Source organism: Mixta theicola (assembly GCF_002895925.1).
In the GTDB taxonomy this organism is placed as follows: domain Bacteria; phylum Pseudomonadota; class Gammaproteobacteria; order Enterobacterales; family Enterobacteriaceae; genus Mixta; species Mixta theicola.
This window is the reverse complement of the sequence record NZ_NWUO01000002.1, coordinates 301514-326506: the sequence shown is the minus strand read 5'-3', so window position 1 is coordinate 326506 and position 24993 is coordinate 301514. Positions and strand designations below refer to the sequence as shown.

21 protein-coding genes and 2 pseudogenes are annotated in these 24993 nt (G+C 51.8%); 7 read left to right on the top strand and 16 right to left on the bottom strand.

The features are described from left to right. Positions 1-9: 9 nt before the first annotated feature. The 8 genes from hpaX to COO59_RS04020 form a co-directional block, all read right to left on the bottom strand. Entirely contained in the window at positions 10-1368 is a 1359-nt protein-coding gene (hpaX, locus tag COO59_RS04055) for a 4-hydroxyphenylacetate permease (RefSeq protein WP_103058559.1), read from the bottom strand. 19 nt (positions 1369-1387) lie between these two features. After that, on the bottom strand, positions 1388-2188 hold the full coding sequence (hpaI, locus tag COO59_RS04050; RefSeq protein WP_103058558.1) for a 4-hydroxy-2-oxoheptanedioate aldolase: 801 nt from the start codon (positions 2186-2188) through the stop codon (positions 1388-1390). Positions 2189-2198: 10 nt separating this feature from the next. Continuing rightward, on the bottom strand, positions 2199-3002 hold the full coding sequence (gene hpaH / locus COO59_RS04045; RefSeq protein WP_103058557.1) for a 2-oxo-hept-4-ene-1,7-dioate hydratase: 804 nt from the start codon (positions 3000-3002) through the stop codon (positions 2199-2201). A 2-nt stretch (positions 3003-3004) separates the two neighbouring features. Then, on the bottom strand, positions 3005-4471 hold the full coding sequence (locus tag COO59_RS04040; protein ID WP_103058556.1) for an NAD-dependent succinate-semialdehyde dehydrogenase: 1467 nt from the start codon (positions 4469-4471) through the stop codon (positions 3005-3007). A gap of 9 nt (positions 4472-4480) precedes the next feature. Next, positions 4481-4861: a 5-carboxymethyl-2-hydroxymuconate Delta-isomerase gene (locus COO59_RS04035; protein WP_103058555.1), complete on the bottom strand. Its 381-nt coding sequence runs from the start codon at positions 4859-4861 to the stop codon at positions 4481-4483. Between the two features lie 115 nt (positions 4862-4976). Then, complete coding sequence (hpaD, locus tag COO59_RS04030; protein ID WP_103058554.1) at positions 4977-6050, bottom strand: 3,4-dihydroxyphenylacetate 2,3-dioxygenase; 1074 nt, start codon at positions 6048-6050, stop codon at positions 4977-4979. A gap of 73 nt (positions 6051-6123) precedes the next feature. Next, positions 6124-7578, bottom strand: a complete 1455-nt coding sequence (gene hpaE, locus COO59_RS04025) for a 5-carboxymethyl-2-hydroxymuconate semialdehyde dehydrogenase (protein WP_103058553.1) — start codon at positions 7576-7578, stop codon at positions 6124-6126. Next, positions 7575-8858 (bottom strand): fumarylacetoacetate hydrolase family protein, encoded by a 1284-nt coding sequence (locus COO59_RS04020; RefSeq protein ID WP_103058552.1) that lies wholly within the window; start codon positions 8856-8858, stop codon positions 7575-7577. Before COO59_RS04020 ends, hpaE begins: the two co-directional genes overlap by 4 nt. Positions 8859-9195: 337 nt before the next feature. Here COO59_RS04020 and hpaR point away from each other — a divergent pair, with 337 nt between their 5' ends. The 5 genes and pseudogenes from hpaR to COO59_RS03995 all read left to right on the top strand — a co-directional run bounded on the left by hpaR (position 9196) and on the right by COO59_RS03995 (position 13770). Further along, positions 9196-9663, top strand: a complete 468-nt coding sequence (gene hpaR, locus COO59_RS04015) for a homoprotocatechuate degradation operon regulator HpaR (RefSeq protein WP_103058551.1) — start codon at positions 9196-9198, stop codon at positions 9661-9663. 264 nt (positions 9664-9927) lie between these two features. Beyond that, a pseudogene (locus tag COO59_RS04010) lies at positions 9928-10272 on the top strand (Tn3 family transposase); the annotation flags it as partial. A 172-nt stretch (positions 10273-10444) separates the two neighbouring features. Continuing rightward, the gene (locus COO59_RS04005) at positions 10445-11746 is read left to right on the top strand and encodes an NAD(P)/FAD-dependent oxidoreductase (RefSeq protein ID WP_103058550.1); all 1302 of its coding nucleotides are present in this window, start codon (positions 10445-10447) and stop codon (positions 11744-11746) included. Between the two features lie 41 nt (positions 11747-11787). Further along, positions 11788-12156, top strand: a complete 369-nt coding sequence (locus COO59_RS04000; RefSeq protein WP_103058549.1) for a cupin domain-containing protein — start codon at positions 11788-11790, stop codon at positions 12154-12156. A 126-nt stretch (positions 12157-12282) separates the two neighbouring features. After that, a complete protein-coding gene (locus COO59_RS03995) occupies positions 12283-13770 on the top strand; it encodes an aldehyde dehydrogenase family protein (protein WP_103058548.1) in 1488 nt (495 codons plus the stop codon). A gap of 134 nt (positions 13771-13904) precedes the next feature. Here COO59_RS03995 and COO59_RS03990 read toward each other — a convergent pair whose 3' ends face one another. The 6 genes and pseudogenes from COO59_RS03990 to COO59_RS21605 all read right to left on the bottom strand — a co-directional run. Next, positions 13905-15290, bottom strand: coding sequence for an APC family permease (locus COO59_RS03990; protein WP_103058547.1), 1386 nt, complete (start codon positions 15288-15290; stop codon positions 13905-13907). A 170-nt stretch (positions 15291-15460) separates the two neighbouring features. Then, positions 15461-16294 (bottom strand): helix-turn-helix domain-containing protein, encoded by an 834-nt coding sequence (locus COO59_RS03985; protein ID WP_103058546.1) that lies wholly within the window; start codon positions 16292-16294, stop codon positions 15461-15463. Positions 16295-16885: 591 nt separating this feature from the next. Then, entirely contained in the window at positions 16886-17212 is a 327-nt protein-coding gene (locus COO59_RS03980; RefSeq protein ID WP_103058545.1) for an addiction module antidote protein, read from the bottom strand. Positions 17213-17224: 12 nt separating this feature from the next. Next, on the bottom strand, positions 17225-17557 hold the full coding sequence (locus tag COO59_RS03975) for a type II toxin-antitoxin system RelE/ParE family toxin (protein WP_103058544.1): 333 nt from the start codon (positions 17555-17557) through the stop codon (positions 17225-17227). A gap of 678 nt (positions 17558-18235) precedes the next feature. Further along, on the bottom strand, positions 18236-18532 hold the full coding sequence (locus tag COO59_RS03970) for a DUF1493 family protein (protein WP_103058543.1): 297 nt from the start codon (positions 18530-18532) through the stop codon (positions 18236-18238). Beyond that, positions 18526-18712: pseudogene (locus COO59_RS21605) on the bottom strand (STM2901 family protein); the annotation flags it as partial. The pseudogene COO59_RS21605 and the gene COO59_RS03970, both read right to left, overlap by 7 nt. Before the next feature lie 225 nt (positions 18713-18937). On the opposite strand from COO59_RS21605, the gene COO59_RS03965 reads away from it, so the two are divergent. After that, complete coding sequence (locus tag COO59_RS03965) at positions 18938-21349, top strand: membrane-bound PQQ-dependent dehydrogenase, glucose/quinate/shikimate family (protein ID WP_103058542.1); 2412 nt, start codon at positions 18938-18940, stop codon at positions 21347-21349. A 78-nt stretch (positions 21350-21427) separates the two neighbouring features. On the opposite strand, the gene COO59_RS03960 is transcribed toward COO59_RS03965, so the two are convergent. Next, positions 21428-22450: an LLM class flavin-dependent oxidoreductase gene (locus COO59_RS03960; protein WP_103058541.1), complete on the bottom strand. Its 1023-nt coding sequence runs from the start codon at positions 22448-22450 to the stop codon at positions 21428-21430. A gap of 407 nt (positions 22451-22857) precedes the next feature. Here COO59_RS03960 and tyrP point away from each other — a divergent pair, with 407 nt between their 5' ends. After that, positions 22858-24009: a tyrosine transporter TyrP gene (gene tyrP / locus COO59_RS03955; protein WP_409371617.1), complete on the top strand. Its 1152-nt coding sequence runs from the start codon at positions 22858-22860 to the stop codon at positions 24007-24009. 108 nt (positions 24010-24117) lie between these two features. Here tyrP and COO59_RS03950 read toward each other — a convergent pair whose 3' ends face one another. Beyond that, positions 24118-24858, bottom strand: a complete 741-nt coding sequence (locus tag COO59_RS03950) for a nitroreductase family protein (RefSeq protein WP_103058539.1) — start codon at positions 24856-24858, stop codon at positions 24118-24120. Between the last annotated feature and the right edge of the window lie 135 nt (positions 24859-24993).

Genomic DNA, 24993 nt, shown 5'->3' with positions numbered 1-24993 from the left:
GCTGGCTCCTTAATGCACTTTCCGTGTGTGCTGAAACAGGGCTGTCTGACGCGTTTTCTCTCCCGTCATCGGTATCATCATCAGCACCAGCGCGCCGACTACCAGCAGGGCGGCAACAAACCACAAACCCGCATTAAAACTTCCCGTTGTATCGCGCAATATACCGATCAATAACGGGCTTACTGCGGAGCCAACGTTTCCGACGGCGTTAATAACAGCAAGTGCCACCGCCCGCGCGGCAAAACTAATGACCCGATCGGGCGTGGTCCAGAAAATAGCCATTGCGGTGAACGCTGCGGAGGAAGCAATGATAATACCCAGTAGCTGAATAACAGGATGCGCGCTGGCAGATGCCAGTAACCAGCCGGCTGCAGCAGCAAAGTAGGGCAGAATAGTGTGTCGCTTACGCTCTTTAAGCCGATCGGAGCGTCGGCTCCACCAGATCATCGCCAGAATAGTGCAGAACTGTGGAATAGCGGCCAGCAGGCCAATCGTAATATTGCTGCTGCCTTCATTGAAGCTTTTTAAAATCTGCGGGGTCCAGATATTAATCGCGCTGAGGGTATTGGTCAGGCAAAAGTAGGCCAGGGTATAAAGCATCACCACCGGGGTAAAGACTTCACGCCAGACAGAGGTTTTTACCGCAGTGGGTTTGTCAGCCGCATTGCGTTCGCGATCCATCATGTTTTGCAGGGCCTGCTTTTCATCTTCATCCAGCCAGCGCGCCTGAGCCGGTTTGTCATCCAGAAAAAACCACGTGGCAACGCCCAGAATTACCGACGGTAATCCCTCCAGTAAAAACAGCCACTGCCAGCCTTTTAAATTCCACACGCCGTCGAGCGCCAGAATGTAACCCGATAATAACGAACCAATCATCATCGTGACCGGCATAGCAACCATAAACAGCGCATTAGCCCTGGCACGGTAATAGGCCGGAAACCACCAGGTAAGATAAAGAAGGATGCCAGGCAAAAATCCGGCCTCAGCGATGCCCACCAGCATACGCAGCAGATAAAGTGAGGTGGCGTCCGTAGCAAACAATGTGCAGGTTGAAGCGATACCCCACAGCACCATAATAGTGGCTATCCAGCGGCGGGCTCCTGCAATACCCAGCATAATATTGCTGGGTATGCCGCACAGAACATAAGTGACATAAAACAGCGTGGCTGCCAGCCCAAACATGGTCGAGGTGAGGCCTAAATCTTTGCCCATCGTCAGGCCGGAGAAGCCAATGTTAATGCGGTCAAGAAAGGAGAAAACAAACAAAACGAATAAAAAGACGATCAGCCGTCGAAACAGTTTTTGGATCACCCGCTGTTCAGTTTGAGACAGGCTGTTTTGCTGCTGCGGTTGGGTAAGCGTTGTCATGGTTTTCTCCCCTCTGGAGTTAATAAACCGCTTTGTTTATCTGCTCGCCTGGCTCTGAAGAACCGATAAAGCGAGCCGCCAGCGCCTCTGCTGAACGCGCAAGTAAGGTGGTATCAACGCCAACCGCAACAAATAGCGCTCCCCGTTCAAGGTAGTGTTGAGCCACTGCCTCATTGGCCATCAATATGCCCGGCGCCTTATTGGCCATGAGGATTTTTTCAATACTCTCCTCGATAACTTTCTGGACGACAGGATGAGCAGGATTGCCGGGGAATCCCATATCTGCACTAAGATCGGCGGGCCCAATAAACACGCCATCTACGCCGTCAACGGCCAGTATCTCTTCGAGGTTGGCGACGCCCTGACGCGTTTCGATTTGCACCAGCACGCAGATCTCTTCATCAGCGCCCAGCAAATAATTCGGCACTCGATTCCAGCGCGACGCGCGGGCAAGCGCGCTTCCCACGCCGCGAACGCCATGAGGCGGATAGCGGCAGGCAGCCACGGCTTTTTTGGCGTCCCCGGCGGTTTGCACCATCGGTATCAGTAAGGTTTGCGCGCCGGTATCAAGCAGTTGCTTAATAATTACCGCATCGTTCCAGGGCGGGCGCACTACCGGGTGGCTGCCGTAAGGCGCGATGGCCTGTAGCTGACTTAATACCGAACGCACATCGTTGGGAGCATGTTCGCCATCAATCAGCAGCCAGTGGAAACCGGCACCGGCAACCACTTCCGCACTGTAGCTGTTAGCTAATCCCAGCCACAGGCCGATCTGGGGCTGTTTATCTTTAAGTAGCTGTTTAAAAGTATTAATAATCATGTAGTTAACCTCAGACAAAGCGACAGCTGATGGCGCCCATCACGCCATAGTCGACATGGAAGGTATCGCCTTTGCGTGCGGCCACGGGGCGGGTAAAAGAGCCGCCGAGAATGATTTGCCCGGCTTCCAGCTGAACGTCATGGGAAGCCAGCTTATTGGCCAGCCACGCCACACCGTTAGCGGGATGATTCAACACGGCGGCAGCGACGCCGGACTCCTCAATCACGCCGTTGCGGTACATCAGCGCTGAGATCCAACGCAGATCGAGCGCCTCAGGCTTAACGGGACGTCCGCCCATGACCACGCCAGCATTCGCCGCGTTATCAGAGATGGTGTCAAAAACCTTACGTGAGCGCTGCGTTTCGGGATCGATGCCATGACAGCGCGCATCAATGATCTCCAGCGCCGGAATAACGTAGTCGGTCGCGTTGTAAACATCGAACAGCGTGCAATTGGGGCCACGTAAAGGTTTCGCCAGCACAAAGGCCAGCTCTACTTCAACGCGTGGTACGATGAAGCGGTCAACCGGAATATCGCTGCCATCGGCAAAAAACATATCATCCAGCAGGGCGCCATAATCGGGCTCATCAATTTGCGAGCTGGCCTGCATGGCTTTAGACGTCAGACCAATCTTGTGGCCTTTTAAAACGCGTCCTTCAGCTATCTTCTCTGCTACCCACTCGCGCTGTATAGCGTAGGCATCATCAATGGTCATTTCGCTGTGGCGCAACGAAAGCTGACGAGTCTGTTCGCGATTTTTTTCAGCCTGATGCAGTTCGCGCGCCAGGCGTTTAATGGTTTGGCTGTCTAACATATTCAGACTCCCGTTTGATTAATCCCGCCGAAGCAGAGGTATTTCACTTCTAAATAGTCTTCAATGCCGTAACGGGAGCCTTCACGCCCCAGGCCGGACTGTTTAATTCCGCCGAACGGCACCACTTCGTTTGAAATCAATCCTTCATTAATGCCGACCATGCCGCTTTCCAGCGCCTCGGCTACGCGCCATGCTCGCTGAATGTTTTGCGTCCAGAAGTAGGCAGCCAGGCCGCTTTCGCTATCATTTGCCATTTCAATCGCTTCCTGCTCATCATGAAAACGGAACAACGGCGCTACCGGCCCGAATGTTTCTTCATGAGCAATGCGCATAGTTGACGTCACGTTGATAAGGACGGTGGGTTGCCAAAACTGGCCGCCTAATGCATGCGGCTTGCCGCCGGTTAGCAGCGATGCGCCCTGACGGAGCGCATCAGCGATATGTTCTTCAACCTTGCGGCAGGCGGCAGAAGAGATAAGCGGCCCTTGCTGTGATTCATGGTCCGTTGCGGGGCCCACTTTCAGAGCGGCGACGGCTGCGGAGAAGCGCTCAGCAAAAGCATCATAAATGCCGTCCTGAACCAGAATGCGGTTAGCACAGACGCAGGTCTGTCCACTGTTGCGAAATTTAGCCGCCAGCGCCCCTTCAACTGCGCTGTCTAAATCCGCATCGTTAAAGACGATCAGCGGCGCATTGCCGCCCAGCTCCAGCGACAGCTTTTTCACCGTCTCTGCACTCTGTGCCATCAGTAACTTACCGACCCGCGTCGAACCGGTGAAGGATAATTTACGCACGGTGTCACTGGCGGTCAGGGTCGCACCCACGCCTGTAGCATCCGTCGATGTAATAATATTCAGCACGCCGGCAGGCAAACCAGCTTCCTGTGCGAGCACCGCCAGCGCCAGCGCCGTAAGCGGCGTTTCCGCTGCTGGCTTCAGCACCAGGGTACAGCCGGCGGCAAGTGCCGGGCCTACCTTGCGCGTAATCATTGCGCAGGGAAAATTCCACGGCGTGATCGCTGCCACCACGCCAACAGGCTGTTTTATGGTTACAAGGCGGCGATGAGGGGCCGGAGAAGGAATGGTCTCGCCATAGGTGCGCTTACCTTCTTCCGCAAACCACTCAATAAAACTCGCGCCATAGGCAATTTCGCCCAGCGATTCATTCAGCGGCTTGCCCTGTTCCTGGCTCAGGAGCTGAGCGAGCGGCATCTGATATAACATGATCAGCTTGAACCAGCGTTTGAGGATCGCACTGCGTTCATGTGCGGTCGTTGCTCGCCATGTGACCAGTGCCTGCCCGGCAAAGGCGATAGCCTGTTTGGTTTCGGTTATGCCCAAATCGGCTACCTGCGCGATGATTTCTCCCGTCGCGGGATTACGGACACTGAACTGTTTACCTTTCAGCGCATCAGTCCATTCACCATTGATAAAAGCTTGCTGCCGCAATAATTGCAGTTCTTCTTTCATGAACAAACCTCAACGGAACAGGGCGTGAACGTTATTCTTTTTGAAATTCAGCACCGGATGCAGTTCTTCAACCGCCAGCGACAGCGCCAGATAATGTTCGCTGCTCAGCTTTGCAAAGTGGTGCGTAATGAGATCAAAGAGTGCGGCCATCACCGGCTGTAGCTCCTCCAGCGCACGGCCATGACCAATTTTCAACGTCATGTGTACAAAGGCGTAATCGTGTTTGCCATCGGCCATCTGCCAGGTGTCGATCCAGTGCGCGCGGCTGCGGATGCCGCCGAGTGGGAAGATGCCGCTGTTGGCCAGATGTGCATTGACCTGGGCAAACAGCGCGGGTAATTCAGCCTGCTGACGAATGTTTTCAGTACATTCCGCGATAAAGTGGGGCATAACAGCCTCCTGATACCCGAAAGCGGGCAACGTTAAGCCGATCCTGAGCCTGCAGGATTAGCCATTAATCAACTGGAAGTAAGCTGCAGATCAGAGGAGACCTGCAGCAGCAGCGTTACAGGGTATTGCCCAGTTTGAAGCCTTCTTCCACATCACCTTTACGCGTGTAGGAGAAGCCATCGGCACCGATGGTGACCACCATTTCGCTGGGATCGCTGCGCTCAACTATCGGCTGCGGTTTGCCGTCAAGGTCGAGTACCGGCGAACCTTCTGAATACCAGCTAGGCACCACCGGGCTTCCCCACCAGTCGCGGCGCTGATTGTCATGCACGTCCCAGCTCACCACTGGGTTATCCGGATCGCCGGTGTAGTAATCCTGGGTGTAGATCTCAATGCGATGCCCATCCGGATCGCGCAGGTAGAGATAGAAAGCGTTCGATACGCCGTGACGGCCCGGACCACGCTCGATAAGGTCAGATTTTCGTAATGCGCCCAGCTTGTCGCAAATGGCCAGAATGTTGTGTTTCTCATGCGTCGAGAAAGCGATATGGTGCATCCGGGGGCCCGCTCCGCCTGTCATCGCCGTATCGTGTACCGTTTGCTTGCGGCGCGTCCATGCAGCGTAAACCACGCCATTTTCATCACGAATATCTTCCGTCACCTGGAAGCCCAGCCCCTGAATGTAATCAACGGCTTTAGGCACATCCGGGGTGATCTGGTTGAAGTGATCAAGACGCACCAGGGCTCCCGGCGTGTAAAGATCATAACGCCAGGCCAGGCGATCAACATGCTGCACGTCATAGAAGAACTCGTAAGGGAAGCCGAGCGGGTCTTCGACGCGCACCGAATCACCAATCCCTTTAACAAAGCCGCCTACGCGGCGTTCAGTACGGCAGCCCAGCTCTTTAAAATACGCTTCAGCGCGATCAACCTCTTCCGGGCTGCGGACACGGAATGAGAAGGCGGCAACGGCGGCTACGTCACCCTGACGCAGCACCAGGTTATGATGAATAAATTCTTCCAGCGAGCGCAGATAGATGGTCTGCTCATCCTCTTCGGTAACAGTCAGGCCAAGTATATCCACGTAAAATTCGCGTGCGGCTTTCAGGTTGGTAACCTGAATTTCCATGTAAGCGCAACGAACAACGTCTGGAGCGGGTACAGCAGATGTTTTAGTTTTAATCGCCATTGTTCTGGTCTCTTCAGTATTTACACAGTGCTCAGGACAACCGTCACGCGACGGCCGTCGTTGTAATAGGGGATCAAACGCCCCATTTCGGGATCGGGTGATTACCGTAGGAGATACAGACGTTCTTCATCTCAGCAAAAACTTCGAAGCTGTATTCGCCGCCTTCGCGTCCTGTGCCGGAAGCCTTAATACCGCCGAAAGGTTGCCGCAGATCGCGTACGTTCTGGGTATTAACAAACACCATGCCCGCTTCAATGCTGCGCGACAGGCGCAATACCTTGCTGACATCCTGAGTCCAGAGATAAGACGCCAGGCCGTACTCAACATCGTTTGCCAGACGCAGACCTTCAGCCTCATCTTTAAATGGCAGCAAACAGGCGACCGGTCCAAAAATCTCTTCCTGTGCAATGCGCATCCGGTTATCCACGTCAGCAAGAACAGTAGGGCGCAGGAAGTTGCCGTGGCTCAGACCTTCCGGCTTGTCCGGGCCGCCTGCCAGCAGCCTGGCGCCTTCTTCAATGCCCAAACGGATATAGCCTGATACTTTTTCCCAGTGCTGGTGGCTGATCAGTGCGCCTACCTGCGTATGCGGATCGGTTGGATCGCCAACGCGCAGGCGGTTAGCGCGTTCAGCGAATCGCTTCACAAATTCAGGGTAAATGCTTTCCTGAATGAAGATGCGGGAGCCGGCGGTGCAACGCTCGCCGTTAAGCGAGAAGATGGTGAATAGCGCAGCATCCAGCGCCCGCTCAATATCGGCGTCTTCGAACACCAGCACTGGAGACTTACCGCCCAGTTCCATAGAGAACTTTTTCAAACCGGCATTTTGCATAATCTTGCGGCCGGTCACCGTGCCGCCGGTAAAGGAGACCGCCCGCACGTCATCATGCCGTACCAGCGCATCACCGGCGCTGCTGCCATATCCCTGCACAACGTTAAGCACGCCCGCAGGAATACCGGCTTCCAGCGCCAGCTCACCCAGGCGATCGGCGGACAGGGGCGAAAGCTCAGACATCTTCAGCACGGCCGTATTACCCAGCGCAAGGCAGGGCGCGGTTTTCCAGGTCGCCGTCATGAAAGGTACGTTCCATGGCGACACCAGTGCGCAGACGCCAACCGGCTGGATCAGCGTATAGTTCATCATGGTGTCGTCCACCGGATAGGTGCGACCGTTCATTTGCTGACAGATTTCAGCGAAGAACTCAAAGTTGTGCGAAGCACGCGGTATCAGAACGTTCTTCGTCTGGTGGATCGGCAAACCGGTATCGGCGGTTTCCATTTCAGCGATTTCAGGCACGTTTTCATCGATCAGTTCCCCCAGACGTCGCATCAGACGGGCACGTTCTTTCATGGGGGTATTAGCCCACTTCGGAAAAGCCTTCTTTGCCGCTGCCACCGCCTGATGTATTTCCTTCTCACCGCCAGAAGCCACTTCAGCCAGCACCTCGCCATTGGCCGGGTTCACAGTGGTAAAATAGTCACTGCTGGCAACGTTCTTACCGTCAATCCAGTGGTTAATTTTTTTCATTTCAGGTTCTCCTCAAACTGTTTTTCACTGACAATGCGGTTGGTTAAACGCCCCACGCCTTCCACTTCCACCACCACTTCATCGCCCGGTTTAACATCGGCCAGCCCTTTTGGCGTGCCGGTGGCGATCATGTCGCCGGGTTGCAGCGTCATAAATTCGCTCAGATATTCGATCAGGAACGCGACGCTAAAAACCATGTCGCGGGTGCTGCCGGACTGGGTAAGCTCGCCATTAACAAAGGTTTTTAGCTGCAGGTTTTGCACGTCGGGAATGGCTTCTCGCGGGGTAATCTTTGCGAGCAGCGGCGTTAGGGTGTCGCGGCTTTTTACGCGCAGGTTGGGGCGGTAATAATTTTCCAGATAGTCACGTACCGCATAATCATTGCAAACCGTATAGCCTGCGACATAATCAAACGCCTCGGCACGCTTGACATTGCGGGCAGTTTTACCGATGACCACCACTAATTCAGCTTCGTAGTGCATGTACTCAAGGTTGTCAGGGCGAACGCTGACACAGTTATCTCCGGTCACGGTGTTGGGCGCTTTTATGAACACCAGCGGTTCTTCCGGCGCGTTGAAATCCAGTTCAGTCGCGTGATCGGCGTAGTTTAGCCCCAGCGCAAACAGCGTGGGGTGACCGTCCGGCTGCGTTTTAACGTTCGTTTCATCGCTGAATGAGTTAGTCAGCGTGGGTAAACCCTGCGCTTTAATGGTCACGCTGTCGCCCGCATTCACTGGAATACGTTGCTGTGGCGTACCGAGAAGAATGACATCGCCTGCCTGTAAAGTAGCGAAATCGCTTAACGCGGCGATAAGCTCCGCGGCATTGCGGTGTAGCTCTGAGGTTGACCAGCTCTGTTTCACCACGCCATTGACCTCAGTAACAATATCCAACGCACTGACGTCTTTAAGCCCGGCCATTTCCCCCATTGGGCAGAAACCATCACGACATTTAGCCTTTATCGCCGGGCGATAAAAACTCTCTTCCGCAAGGCTCAGCTCATTGGCCAGCGCATAGCCAGCGATATATTGCTCAGCATCAGCCGCTCTAATTTTGCGGGCAACTTTACCCATCACTACCGCAAGCGTTCCGCCACTGAAGGTTTGTTGCTGTTCAGGCAGTGAAATAACGTCGCCCATCTTCCGATGCGTATTACGTGGCTTGATAAACCAGACCGGCGTTTTTGGCGGGGTTTTATAAGGTGACTGGTGAAAAGCCTCATTCCAGTGTTCTGTTTGAGAACGGTGGTTGAGCGCCACAGCAAAGACCGACTTCTTCATCGTATTTCCTCATGCCCGAAAGTAAATCACCCATGTCGTTAACATGTTAATGAAATGATTATTAGATCATCGGGAGCATAAAGATCAAGAGGGTAAAAAGCGGCTGGTGGTTGATAAAGCTGCTAAATTTTCTTAAAAATACTTTTTAAACAAGCACTTAATTAAGTTGATGTTAATTTTGTTAATTTTTTGTTATCAGATTCGTGATCGTCATCACATCATTAATGTGTTAACATTGTGATCTTTTAGTGCAGAATATTTCTCACGCTATGCAGTCATCTCATCAGGAAATATACTGTGTAGTTAATCCATCCGATCAGAAACAAGCGGAACCTTTATGCATGATTCCCTTACTATTGCTCTCTTACAGGCGCGGGAAACAGCCATGGGCTATTTTCGACCTATCCTTAATCACCATAATCTGACCGAGCAGCAATGGCGCATCATCCGTATTCTTGCTGAACATCGTTCGTTGGATTTTCTGGCACTGGCGAAGGAAGCATGTATTTTGCGGCCCAGTCTGACCGGTATCCTGACCCGGCTCGAAAGAGATGGGCTGGTATTTCGTCTGAAGCCGCTGAACGATCAGCGTAAACTTTTTGCTTCTTTAACGCCGCAAGGCGCCGCGCTATACCAGGAAGCCAGTAGCGAAATTGAGGCTGGCTATCAACAAATTGAAGAGCAGTTCGGCCCGCAGAAAATGAAACAGCTGAAGTCATTGCTGCAGGAGTTCAATGCGCTACAGGAACGTAACGTTAACGGCCCGGACACCGAAGCCATCGAGCCCCATAATTTGACCGGCTGAAGCAGACTTTCTAAGATGTTTTGCCGTTTTGAAATGTCTGACCTGCATATTGTCGTTCAGCTCGATAAGGTTATAACTCACTGTTTTCAGGATGCGATGCTGGCTATAACTACGAAGTAAGGAATTATCTGAACAGGTATTGGCACGCACAGCTGAAGCATTAAAAAATGACCGATGAAACTTGCGCAATAGGTCGGTGAACGCGCGTACCCCTGCTAAAACCCCCGCAGTCCTGCCTCCTGCTAAGGCATTCATGAATAGTAACTTCGTCTGGCGTCGCTGCTCACTGCCCATGACTGCATCACCGATGCCATAGAGAAACTACCGGTTTTTCCGCGCTATTCGTTTGATCCGGAGACCCTTTATGGTGCCATTGATGGGCAGAAATTTGGCGTTGAGCGTCCGATAGTGAAGGCCCGGCATTCGCGTAAATACTTCGGCCGCGGTAAAGGCAGGGTGGCTTACACGCTGCTGTGCAAACATAGTCCGATAAACGGTTACCTTATTGGTACAAACGACGATGAAGGCCATCATGTCTTTAATATCTGGTACCGGAATACCTCAAAGGCGAAACCCACGACTATCACCGGAGACATGCACAGCATCAACATTTCGGCGGTTCCGGCGTAGAGCCCCTTAACCGGCCAGAAAACGATCTGGCCGGGCTTTGCTGTCGCATTTTGACAAGATCTTAACATCTGCCGCATGAGATAAACCCTGCACGTTGAGTGACGACTCAAGTGATCACTACAGGTTTATACATTGAACGGCGGGACAGGCAATGCATGTTGATGAACAACCCACTTATTACACGGCGACAAAAAAATACTCGCTGAGTTGCTCTTCTCTTGAGCAAGACATTGAAGCGGATGTGGTCATTATCGGCGGTGGATTTTCAGGTATTCATACCGCGCTGGAGTTAGCTGAAAACGGTGTGACCAATACAGTAGTACTGGAGGCGCGCTATCTTGGCTATGGTGGCACCAGCCGCAACGGCGGTCAGGTTATGGCAGGAATTGGCCATGATCTGGATGCTATAAGAAAAGACGTTGGCGAAGAGGGCGTAAAAGCTATTTTCGCCCTCAGCGATATCGGCCCGCAGATCATGCGCGATCGAATTCAAAAATATAATATCGATGCGGATTTCTGTAGCGGCTACGGTTATATGGCCTATAACGCGCGTCAGGCTAAAACGCTACGGAATTGGGAAAAGGAGTTTCGGTCACTGGGTTCGTCCTATGATATTCAATATCTTGAAGGCAAGGATGTCCAACAGATTATTGGTTCGGATATTTATCATTCCGCCCTCCTTCATACCGGAGGAGGTCATGTCCATTCCCTCAATCTGCTATTGGGTGAAGCAAAAGCCGCATCGGAAATTTATGGCGTACGTATCTTTGAATACAGCCCAGCGCTGGCGGTGATTTATGGCGACAAAATTGAGGTTCGTACGGCGAAGGGAAAGGTGCGTGCCAGTAAGCTGGTGTGGGCGGTAGATGGTTTTAATAACCAGATAGAACCGGAACTTCACCGCAGCACAATAAACGTTTACGCCTACAACTCTATTACCGAGCCTCTCAGCGATGAGATAATTCAACGCATCAGCCCAATCCGCGGCGCTTACAGCGATATTCGTCCGGTCATTAACTATTACCGCGTTACCAATGAAAACCGTCTGATGTTCGGTTCCTCCACCGCATTAATTGAGCGTATTCCACACGATCTTAAAGCATGGAATCGGCAATTAATGCTGGAGGTATTTCCCTATCTTCATGATGTCAAAATTGATATGGCATGGGGCGGGCCGATGGCATCAACGAAAAACTTGTTTCCGCAACTGGGCACGCTTCAGGACAAACCAAACGCCTTCTTCGTTCAGGGATACTCAGGCTTTGGCGTTACCCCCAGCCAGATTATTTGCAAAATACTTGCAGAAGGTATTTTGGGCGGCTCACCACGTTATGACCTGATGCGTTCAATTAGCCGCGCCAGCATTCCGGGTAAAGATCGCTATCGGGCGCAGCTCTGTTCATTAGGCAAAATTTTACACCAGACTTCCGGCTACTGGCATGGGCGCCGCTAAGTTTCAATAGATTATTCCGTGCAAAATATAAGGAGATCATCATGAGTTTCATCACAATCCAAAAAGGTATTACCCTGGCCGATCTGGATGCCTGGGGCAGCCTGAAAAATATCGGTGGCGAAATTTTTGCGGGCGGCGACGTGCAGGCTTACGGTAAAGCTACTTTTGGTGCGCCGACCGACCCTGTCAGCGCGGCCTATTTCGGCACCTCTAAAGGTAAATATCGTCTGGTTTATCCCTTCAGCGAACAGGCCACGCTTATTGATGGCGAGGTGCATATTACGGATGAATCCACCGGCATCAAAACCGTTTATAAAGCGGGCGACAGCTGGTTCGTCAGCAAAGGCACCTCCACTTTGTGGGAGGTGGTTTCAGACGGCTATACCAAACATTACCTCGCTGTAGCCTGACAGCAACCGCTCCAGTCCAACCCAAAATGCTGCGCAATACGCAGCATTTTTATCTGAACGCAGGCTCACCTTTAAAGTGCGTTCTGAGGTTTCAGACGTTGGCTTTTCTCATCGAGGATCCCGAAAATGGCACTCGTTTCATTACTACCTGAAGTTACTGCATTCCTTGCCCGTCAGCATGGCCACTTTATTCATGGACATCCAACCGCAAGCCAGGGTGAGCGCATCATGATTATTAACCCGGCGAACGGCAAAGCGATCGCCAGCATTGCAGATGCGCAACAGACGGACATTGACGCCGCTGTGGCATCGAGCCAGTCCGCGTTTCGTGGAGCCTGGGCAAATACCACGCCAGCTGAACGTGGCAACGTTCTTTTGCGTCTCGCAGATTTGATGCTTAAACACCGGGAAGAGCTGGCGCAGATTGAAACCAGTCAGTCAGGTAAAACCATACAGATTTCACGGGCCTTCGAAGTGGATCAGGCGGTAAATTTCCTGCGCTACTACGCAGGCGCAGCGACGCGCATTACCGGTGAAACCATCGCGCCGTCATTACCCTCCTTCAACGGTGAGCGCTACAGCGCCTTTACCCGTCGTGAGCCGGTCGGTGTGGTTGTCGGTATCGTACCGTGGAATTTCTCGATTATGATCGCCGTGTGGAAATTTGCTTCTGCGCTGGCCACCGGCTGCACCAGCATCATCAAAGCCAGCCAGTTCACTCCCTTAACGATTTTACGCATTGCAGAGTTAGCCACACAGGCGGGACTACCGGATGGCGCATTAAATGTGGTTAGCGGCGGCGGTAATGCCGGTCGTCAGTTAATTGTCCATGAAGGGACCTCTAAGGTGAGTTTTACCGGCTCGGTGCCGACCGGCATTGCGGTAGGGCGCAGCGCGATGGAAGCGAAGCTAACGCGCGCCACACTTGAGCTTGGCGGTAAAAACTCGGTTGGCTTTTTACCGGATGTGGACGCGGATAAAGCCGTTGCCGGTATTCTGGAAGCGGGCTTTGTGCATCAGGGACAAGTGTGCGCAGCAGGTGAACGCTTCTTTATTCACCGCTCCCGCATTGATGAAACGCTGGATAAGTTAGGACAGGCGTTGGCTTCGATAAAAATCGGCGATCCGCTGGATGACGAAACGCAGTTTGGTCCCCTGGCAAACAAAGCGCATTTCGACAAAATTAACCAGTTTTTTGCGCAGGCCCGCAGTGAAGGTAATACCGTCGTGTTTGGCGGCGAATCGCTTGAAGGCCCAGGATATTTTGTTAAACCGACCGTTATCCGCGTAGATGATCCGAAGGCGCCGCTGCTCAATGAGGAAACCTTTGGCCCTGTCGCAACTTTCTATGCTTATGATGACGAAGAAGAGCTTATCTCATTGTTTAACGATACGCCGTATGGCCTGACCGCAAGCCTGTGGACCAATGATTTATCCAGAGCGTTGAACTATGTACCGCGCATTGAAGCCGGTACCGTCTGGGTAAACATGCACACTTTACTCGATCCAGCCGTTCCGTTTGGCGGCGCAAAAGCGTCAGGAATCGGCCGTGAATTTGGTTCAGCTTTCATCAATGATTACACGGAACTGAAATCAATCATTATTCGACACTGAGATAAACAGATGCGCTGGCCACCGCTAAAGGGACCCGCCTTTTTATAATCAACTTAATAAAAGAAGCGGCCGGGAAGAGAGGTTTTCCCGGCCGCCGATCGTGGTTTAAATTTCTGCATTCGCCCGTCTGCTGCTCAGGAAACCCGCAATTGCCTTCTCAGAGAGACTACATAGCCACCCGCAGCACACAGCGCAATAAACCAGGGAATAAGCTTCACCAGGACGGAGTCGCTGCCGCTGAGTAGCTGAAGATTATCGATAACCAGGACAATGGTTATCAGCATTGCTGCCATGGAAAGTACCGGAGCCCAAAAAATCTGCCATGTGCTGTTTCCATGCGCTAAACGTTTAAAGAACATGATAACCGAAGCGGAAACGCCTACCTGCAGTACCAGAATAGACAAGGTGGCGATGGCAGAACCAAATGCAAATACGTGTACCATAGGATCAACGCTTAAGCTGCCCATAACCGCCAGTAACAGGATAAGCACTATGCTGTGCGCATGGCTGGCGTTGCTGGGCGTCCCGTTTATCGGGTGCGTTTTTGCTAACGCTTTCCAGATCAAACCATCCCTGCTGATACTGAAAAGATAACGCGATATGTTGTTATGAAAGGCCAGAGTGGCAGCGAACAGGCTGGTGATGAGTAATACCGACATCGTATCGACCGCCCATTGGCCGACATTCTGGCGAGTAATATCAAACACAAAATTACCCGGATCCCGGCTGGCCATTTCAATTAACCGTTCAAAACTATAGGCCTGTACCAGTGACCAGCTGGTAAAGCAAAAAAAAGCGGTAATGATTAACAGAGCACAAATCGTGGCGCGGGGAACGGTTTTATGCGGCTCGCGGCATTCTTCCGCATAAATGGCCGTTGATTCGAAACCAATGAAGGCTGCAATGGCGAAGACAAACGCTATCCCCAGGTTACCATGCAAAAAAACCGATGGCTCAAATGAGCTGAACGTCAGCGGACCCGCTTTATGCACCAGCACTGCAACATCGGTGATCAGTACGATGATGACTTCAGCAAGCATCAGCACGCCCAATATTTTGCCGCCGATTTCAACGCGTTTGATACCCAAAATCCAGGCGAGAGCCGCCAGGCAGATGCTGAGGATCCACCAGGCTATGCTCAGCCCAAAATGCTGTTCAAGAAAGAGTTGAGTAAAAAAGCCCAACATTGAAACAATCGCAGTCTGAATTGAAAAATAGGCGATTAACGCCAGCACAGAGGCGGAAGCCCCCCAGTTTGGGCCCAATCCCTTTGATATATAAGTATAAAAAGCGCCAGAATTGCTGACATAACGGCTCATCGCGATATACCCCACGGAAAAAACCATTAAAATCAGACATGCCAGAATATATATAACAGGAATGCCGCCGCCATTTCCGGTAAATATAGCAACAGGTAATGCACCCACAACGCCTGTTAACGGAGAAGCCGCTGCTACTACGAAAAACACTAATGAGAATAAACCTAAGGTATTTTTTCTTAGTCCGGAAGTGTCACTCATTGTCATTACCTTTATAAGCGATTTTATACTTTGAATTTTTGAATTCAAAGGCAGGAAAACGACTCAATATTTTATCAAGTGACTAAGGAGAGATAGAACAAATCGGACATTTATAACAGAGTCTCTTGCACCAGGCCGGAGCTTTTGCATCATTTTAGGGCGACCTGTTTTTAGTGGTAACGTATACGATCGTTATAAGATTCAATGGTAATCCGGCGCTGATATTCCAGGGGCGTCGTACTCACTAGTTTTTTAAACTCTCTCAAAAAGTGAGACTGATCGCTGAATCCTAAATCTAATGCTAATTCACAAAACGTGATATTACTCACTTTATTAATCGTATTTAAAGCATATTGAAAACGGATTATCCGGCTAAAGGCTTTAGGCGACATACCGGTATCCTGGCGGAAAAGTCGCTGAATGGTGCGGCAGGTATAACCGGTTAAAGTTTCTAACTTATCCATGCGGATACAACCGCGACTTCGTATTATCTCATCAATAGCCCACTGAGAAACCAGACAAGGAGAACGCACTATATCAGGATTAAAGTATTGATTAAAAAGATAAATTCGGTGAGGTAAAACTGAAGAAGAGACAATGCGCTCAAAAGCTTCGTAACCGTCTGGAATAACGTCCAGGAAGGAATACTCATTATCGGTTAACTCTTCAGCAGACAGATTGAGAAAAGCGGGGAGGGCGCCAGGTTTAAATCTCACGCCAAAATAGTCGTGTCCAGGTATAAGCTCAACTTCTCTGGCTTCCAGAGGTGAACCACAAACGCGTGCAACAGGCTTACTGTCGTTACAGTCAAATAATATATCTACGCAGCCATCAGGAATAGCTAACGTATTAATTGCATTGCGGGAAACTTTGAAGGAATAAAAATGCGAAACTGATTGGTTTTCAGATCGCATTAAAGAATATTTTTGTGATGCGCTTAGCACAAACCACGGCTGCTCTGGCTGTAAAGAAAAGACCTGTTTATTTTGGGCTGTCGGTAACATTTTTGCTCTCTTTAAGAATAATCATATTCATTAATGCAATTGAGATGCCAACGTTGCTATAAAAATTTAGCCAGCATAAAATCGACGCCAAATTTTTGTCGTTAAAGGTTTATAATTTACTGGGTTACTTATTTCCCTGGCAGCCAGCCGATGAATTTTATGTCGGGCCGGTCAAGCCTCTGGCTAACAAAGTTTCAACCCTTAGCCGCATAAAAAAACAATCTCCACTCCTGATGATATACAAATCATTAACATGTTAATAACTTTCTGTCCAGTTCTGAAGCCAACTTTGCGGAGCCAGCTCAAAAAAATGAGCTTATGGTCAGCTCCCTGTCTGTCAGGGATGAGTTTTTAGAGGCGAGTCTTTACCACTACCACCCGGATACGTTTTCGTGGATATTCTCAGACAAAAGATGCCATACCTTGATAGAGTTTCAACTAAAGGAGAGCAGGGCGATAGTATCTTTTCGAGCTTTAATATAGGTGGGCTCGGCAAAATATCTCCAGGGAGAAAAAGAAGAGTATAAGTAGACGTGTAGATATTGCTATTAACAAGCCCGGCACATACCGGGCTTGTTTTTTTGACTTGAATTAAGCGATTGCGTGTGAATCGACAGATGCAATTTTCGAAATCGGATATCCAGTTGCTGATGCAACCGCCGCGATGCGCTTAAAAGACGGGTTACCACGAGGAGAAAGAGACTTATAAAGCGACTCACGTGACATACCTGTACGTTCTGCAATAGCTGTCATGCCGCCCGTTGCTTCAATGACGTGGCGTAGCGCAAGCATAAACGCCTCATAGCCGCCATCTTCATCGATTTCGATGAGTGCCTGGTGAAGATAGACCGGCGCAAACGCCGGATCGTCTTTAATGAGTTGTACCATTGCATCATCATGAAGCACTGATTTAGCCATAAAATTTACCTCTCATTTCCTGCTTTTGTAGTCGTTGAGAAACTCAACGGCCTGATCAATATCGGCATCCTGCTTTCTTTTATCACCACCCAGTAAAAGCAGGCTCACTGCTCCGTCAGTTGGATCGGTCACATCACTGAAGTAGACGCGATAACCCGGCCCTTGATCAATCCTTAGCTCTGACACGCTTTCCCTGCATGGTTTGTAATCCCCGTAATTTCCTGTGGCCATTCTTGCCACACGGGTAGCAATCTTTGCCTTTGCGATAGGGTCTTTTACACCACGCAAAAATTCATCAAAAGGGTCGCGGCCATTGGCTGTTTTATAATGCTTAACCTTAGCCATAATTGTAGTTCGTAGTTAACAATTTATAGGCATATTGTAACCTATAGATTACTATTTGCCACCGTTAATTTTGAAAATTCAGGGGCTGTTTCTGCGTCATACGCATCCAAAAGCGGCCATAGCTTTGTAGAGCTGAAGGATGCTAAAACTATCGATGGTGTATTTTGTCATTTCGCAGGCGGTATGAATGTTCTGGTTAGTGTTATGTGTTGAACGTTCGCATCCAACTTAAGGCAGGCGCGCGGTAGTGTCTGGTTCGAAAAAGCAGCCGCAGGTATGAGTTCTATTGTCAGGTATCCTCCGTTTTAGCGACAGGAGAACGGTTGAGCGCTGTCCGCCAGAAACTAGAGGACTACCGGTAAAACTGTTTCAAGCGAGGTAAGTGAACACCACAGGGCAAAGGTTTTGTTTCAGGTGCCAGGCAGCAAAGCATGCTGGCGCCTGATCTCCTGAAGGTAATGGAAACCTTCGATAAAAACGATGTCGCGAAATAGCTCCGCAAGCAAATTTGTTAAAGACATAATGTTTGCCAAATAGGATAGTGCGCATAAGCTATGTGTATGTTTGGTGGTGGTCTGTGAATGCTTATGAACTTAGTATCCCTTTGTCATCATTTAACATAATATACATTATGCGCACCAAGGTGACGGAGAGTAAAAAACAACCCTCCGGCATGAATTAGTTATACAACCAGCGGCCCGCTCTGGCTGACTCGATAAGCATATTGATGGTCAGAGGTTTCGCATCTTTGCGATTTTTCGCAGGAAAATAGATACTGAAATCGAGATCAGAATGCCTGAGATTAAACTCAGTAAAAATCTCATCAAGCAAATCCTGAGCTTCTTCTTCATCCATGTTCATTGTCTGGTTTAGTGATGTGTCGCCATTTAAAGGAGGCATTTTAAGCGTCAGCCATGAACGACCATTCCACGGCTTAACAAGTTCATAAACACGCTTTTCAACAGTATCTACCATATTTTGTTATTTCCTCTGGCAATACGGTTGTAATCTCTGACTGTACGATATGTTATTTGTGAAACATCAGACGCCAGAATAACCCAGCCCAGGTATAGCCCGGCCAGTAAAGGTGCTAATCTTTCTGACCATTATGGTTTTTAGTTTATGAGATGGATAACCACCAATAACAGATTTTAGGTGTGATTGCCCCTTCGCCGTTAATGAAGTGCGCTAATTTTAGCATTTATATTAGTCGCTTTTCCCGAGTCACCACGCCGCTCGTAAAGCGTGACAGCCCTTCTGTAGTCTTTGAGAAATACATTATGTAATTACATAAAGTTACATTCTTTACTATCTGGTGAGCATCACAAGCATTGTTTCTTTATTAGGCTTTATTTACTTTCCTTTACGCTTGAGGTCGCCGTGTCTGATAAGAAAAAAGGTGTCCTGACGTTTGTCAGCGGCATTATTGTAAGTCTGTGCGGCTTGCTGTTCCTGGTCTTAGGAGGATGGCTCGCAGCGGAAGGCGGAACGCCCTGGTATCTGTTAGCGGGTACAGGCTATCTGGCATCGGGCATCCTGATTTTATTGCGCCGCTCCTCAGGGCTATGGCTCTATCTGCTGACATTTATCGCTTCTGTTATCTGGGCGGTATCCGAGGTGGGACTGGATGGATGGCAGCTAATGCCGCGTCTGTTCGTGCTCGCCCTGCTCGGCGTCTGGCTCAGTCTGCCGTGGATAGTAAAACCGTTGTTCAGTACAGGCCGTGAAAAACGTGCGGCAACAGCCTCCGGACTGGTTTATATCATCGTTATCGCTGCCATTTTTTATACCGGCTGGCGTGTCACCGATGCGCGTTTTGTCACCCATGCGCCCTTTCCTGCGCCGCAGACAGCGGACTCTGCCGCGACAACGGGCAGTAATGACTGGCGATACTACGGCAATAATCCGGCTGGCCAACGCTACTCGCCGCTTGCGCAGATTACGCCGGCGAACGTCAGCCAGCTGAAACCCGCCTGGCGTTACGATACCGGCGACGTGATGCGTAAGGGCGAAGATAAGGCTGGCCGTGAATATAATTTTGAAGTAACGCCGGTAAAGGTGGGCGATAACCTCTATATCTGTACTCCTCATCGGCAAGTGATTGCGCTGGATGCCACGACCGGAAAACAGCTTTGGAAATTCGATCCCCACACCGATACGTCCGCCAATGAGTATCTGGCCTGCCGAGGCGTCGCTTACAGCAGCGTTGCCAGCGATCCGGAATGCCCGGAAAAGATTATCAGCACCACGGCCGATGCACGTATGGTGGCGATAAACGCCCGTACGGGAAAAGTCTGCAAAAACTTCGGTAACGCTGGCTATGTCAGCCTGACCGATCGGATGGGAGAAGTGCCGGCTGGTTTTCACTTTATCACCTCACAGCCGATGGTGATGGACGGACGTATCGTGCTGGGCGGCTGGATTTACGATAACCAGTCGGCAGGCGAGCCTTCAGGCGTGGTGCGCGCCTACGATGAACAAAGCGGTCAACTGGCATGGGCCTGGGATATGGGCAAGAATCCGGCAAACGCGCCGCTGAAAGCGGGCGAAACCTATACGCGCGGCACCCCGAACGGCTGGGGAACCTACACGGCAGATCCTAAGCTTGGAATGATCTACATTCCGCTGGGGAACGCCACGCCCGATTATTATGGCGGCCAGCGCAGGCCGTTTGATGAGCAATATTCCAGCGCGCTTGTGGCGCTCGATATACATACAGGCGAGGAGAAGTGGCATTTTCAGACCGTGCATCATGACGTCTGGGACTTTGATCTGCCCATCGGGCCGACGCTGATTGACCTGCCGGATACGCAGGGAAACCTGACGCCGGCGCTGGTGCAAACCACCAAAATGGGGCAGCTGTTCCTGCTGGACAGACGCACCGGCAAACCGCTGGCGCAGGTGACGGAAAAAGCGGTTCCCACCTCCCCTTCACTGCCAGGCGAGCATCTTTCCGCTACGCAGCCTTTTTCCACCGGAATGCCCGATCTTTCGCCGCCCGCGCTGAAAGAAACGGATGCCTGGGGCGCCACGCCGTTTGATCAGCTGTGGTGCCGCGTTCAGTTCCACCGCTACCGTTATCAGGGAAAATTCACGCCGCCAGCAAAAGGCACTTCTATCGCCTATCCAGCCTTTGATGGGGTGCTGGACTGGTACGGCGCGTCGGTTGATCCTGCGCACAAGGTGCTGATAGCCAATACCAGCTATATCCCGTTTACTATGCAGATGATGACGAATCAGGAGGCGATGGATCAGGGACTGATAAAGCCGTGGCGCGGCTGGGGCAGCGGTCAGCCCTATCCCAAACCTAAAGAGTTTGCGGTCGGCCCGCAGTATGGCACCTCATGGGCGGCGGTGGTGAAACCCTGGCTATCGGCGCTGGGCGCGCCGTGTAGCACGCCGCCCTGGGGTAAGGTGTTTGCCATCGACCTCACCAGCCGAAAAATCATCTGGGAGCGCCCGGTTGGCACCACGCGAGATATGAACATCTTTGGTACTCATACCAATGCGCCGCTGCCGACGGGCATATTTATGATCGGTGGCAATATTATTACGCGCAGCGGCCTGATTTTTATGGGCGCAACCGCAGATGACTATCTTCGCGCTTTCGATGAAAAGAGCGGGCATGAGCTATGGCGCACCCGTCTGCCCGCTGGCGGCCAGGCAACGCCGATGACCTATCTCGGTAAAGATGGCCGACAGTACGTGGTTATCGCCGCAGGCGGTCATGGCGGTCTCGGAACGCGTTCCGGCGATGCATTAATGGCTTATGCCTTACCTGCCGATCGCTGACGCCGTTACGTCCGGCCTGCCTCAGGCCGGACGCTTAGCCTTATCATGTCTTGCAATACCGGCAGCCCGTTTGTCAACTCAGCGCCAGCCCAGTTCAGGCGCGACCTGGGTTAAAATGGTTTCCAGTACGTGAACGCAATAATCAACGCCCAGCTGATTCGGAATGGTCAGCAGCAACGTATCCGCCTCCGCGATAGCTTCATCCTGCTTTAGCTGCGCAATCAACTTTTCTGGCTCTGCCGCGTAGCTGCGGCCAAAAATCGCCCGCGTTTTTTCATCAAGGTAACCGACCTGATCGCCCTCCTGCCTGCTGGCGCCAAAGTAAGCGCGATCTTTATCATTCACTAACGCAAAAATGCTACGGCTTACTGAAGCCCTTGGCGCGCGAGCGTGTCCCGCTTCCAGCCAGGCTGCACGCCAGGCGCGAATCTGCTTCGCCTGCTGAATATGAAACGCCTCGCCGGTTTCATCATCTTTTAACGTTGAGCTTTGCAGATTCATTCCCAGCCTGGCCGCCCATACCGCCGTGGCGTTGGAACCCGATCCCCACCAGATACGATCGCGCAGGCCTTCCGAAAAAGGTTCCGGCCGTAACAGGCCTGGCGGATTGGCGAACATAGGCTGCGGATTCGGTTTGGCAAATCCTTCGCCGCGCAGTACATCAAGTAAGACCTCGGTATGCCGCCGTCCCATATCCGCATCGCTTTCTCCTTCTTGCGGCTGATAGCCGAAATAACGCCAGCCTTCAATGACCTGTTCCGGCGAGCCACGGCTGATGCCCAGCTGCAAGCGCCCGCCGCTAATTAAATCGGCTACGCCAGCTTCTTCCGCCATATAAAACGGATTCTCATAGCGCATATCAATCACGCCGGTGCCGATTTCAATATGCCGGGTGCGCGCACCAACCGCCGCCAGTAAGGGAAACGGCGCGCTGAGCTGGCGGGCAAAATGATGCACCCGAAAATAAGCGCCGTCCGCGCCCAGTTCTTCAGCCGCCACGGCCAGTTCGATCGATTGCTGCAGGGCATCAGCGGCGGTACGCGTTGCCGACTGGAACGAAGGTCCCCAGTGACCAAATGACAGGAATCCGATTTTTTTCATGCTGTTGCCTTTTACAAAGATGCAGGATAACCGGCACGATTAAGGCCGGATTTTTAGCTGCGATAGCTGAAAATATACGCCAGGAAAATAACCCGTTTTTTAAAAGTAAGCGTCATATAGGGAGATAGCCAATGGAGCGTGCGAAAAATCACGTTAAGGTTTTTCTGTAAAAAGATGATTAATTTTCTACACGGCGGGATCTGCGGCTGAATGGAGGTTTTTACCACGCTAAACCGGCCAGGCAGGCGACGGGGAATGGATCTGTAATGAAGATTTGACGCACTGTAAAGATTGCCTTACCCTGCGCGCACTATGACAAAAGCGCCACCGTAAATTCAGGGGAAAGCGTGAAAAACCGCACTTTTGGCAGTATTTTTATTGTGGCCGGCACCACTATCGGAGCCGGTATGCTGGCCATGCCGTTGGCGGCTGCCGGTATCGGGCCCGGCGTGACCCTGCTGTTGCTGATCGGGCTGTGGGCCTTAATGTGTTATACCGCGCTGCTCCTGGTCGAAGTCTATCAACACGCTTCGGCGGATACCGGGCTGGGCACGCTAACGCGCCGTTATCTCGGACGACCGGGCCAGTGGCTGACCGGCTTTAGCATGCTGTTTTTGCTGTATGCGCTAACCGCCGCCTATATTAGCGGCGCCGGCGAGCTGTTGGCGGTCAGCCTGAGCCAGTGGTTCTCTACTGAGATCTCCGCCAGCAGCGGCGTGTTGCTGTTTACGCTGGTTGCCGGCAGCATTGTCTGCGTCGGCACGCATATGGTGGATATGTTTAACCGCGTATTATTTAGCGCCAAGATCGTTTTGCTGGTGGTTATGCTGGGGCTGATGACGCCGCATATCCATCAAACCAATCTGCTGACGCTGCCGCTGGAACAAGGCCTGGTGCTGGCCGCCATCCCGGTTATCTTTACCTCTTTTGGCTTTCACGGCAGCGTGCCCAGTATTATCAGCTATCTGAACGGCGATCTGCGCAAACTGCGCTGGGTGTTTATCACCGGCAGCGCCATCCCGCTGGTGGCCTATATTTTCTGGCAGCTGGCGACGCTCGGCGCTATCGACCAAAACGCCTTCAGCGCCCTGCTCGCCACTCATGCCGGACTAAACGGACTGCTACAGGCGATTCGTCAGATTGTGGCCTCACCGCACGTTGAGCTGGCGGTGCATCTGTTTGCCGATCTGGCGCTGGCGACCTCCTTTTTAGGCGTGTCGCTGGGTCTGTTCGATTATCTGGCCGATGCCTGTAAGCGTAACGCTAACGTTACAGGGCGGGTGCAAAGCGGGCTGATGACCTTTCTGCCGCCGTTGCTGTTTGCCCTTTTCTATCCGCAGGGCTTCGTACTGGCGCTTGGCTATGCTGGCGTTGCGCTGGCGGTGCTGGCGCTGATTATTCCTTCGCTGCTGGTATGGCGTAGCCGTCAGCAGCACGGCGCGGCAGATTATAAAGTGGCAGGCGGCACTCCTTTACTGCTGCTGGTATTTCTCTGCGGCATCAGCGTGATTGCCATTCAGCTATTGATTGCGCTGGGCAGGCTGCCAGAAGTGGGATAAAGGCGTCGTCAAGCGGCAGTCACCGTATACGCGCCAGGAAGCGTCGGGTACGTTTATGCCATACAACCGGTAACGGAGGCCAGCGCCTCCGTTTCTTGCCCGACGGCGTTATTTATCTTTGCCGAAGCCCTGCTGTAACAGCGCTGGCAGCACCTGCGGGAAGTAGATATTTTTATAGTAATTCGTCACGGTCTGGCTCCAGTTCTCGCCGCCGTCACGCTTAATATCCTGCCAGTGCTGCTCCAGCTCGCGGTTGAACTGACCAATCTTCTCAACCAGGCCCTCCGTCTGATATTTCTCTTCATGGCGGAAGGTGGACATCGGCAGACGCGGTTTCAGATCGGCAGGACGATCGACATAGCCCAGCGCCAGACCGACCAGCGGGAAGGTCAACGGCGGCAGTTCGAACAGATCGATAAATTCAGCCGGGCTTCTTCTCATCCCGCCAATCGGCACCACCCCCAGTCCCTGCGCATGCGCAGCGGCCATTGCCGAGGCCAGCGCAATCCCGACGTCGGTACTGCCGGAAACGACGCTTTCAATACTTTCATGGGCGATATGCTGCTCATCAATCAGCTTCATCGCCTCGCGCGTTTTATACATATCCAGCACAAAGGTGATAAACACCGGCGCCTGGGCAATCCACGGCTGACCGCCCGCCAGCTCGGCGATTTTGGCTTTGGTGGCTTTGTCACGCGTGACGATCGCTGAAACCTGCTGGGAGTGAATTGAGGTCGGCGCACGATAAGCAGCCAGGAGAATATTATCCAGAATGGTATCCGGGACCGCTTTATCCAGATAGCTGCGATCGCTGCGGTGATTAATCAGTGTGTCAATAACCGGATTCATTATTTTTCCCTCGTTTAAGATTCCGGTGAAGTGTAGTGGAGCGCGATTTTAGCGGCTTCGCACTCTGTGCCGCCGCCATAGCTCCGCGCGCGCGCAGCCAGGCCGGATAAAACGGGGAACAGGCAGGGCCAGCCA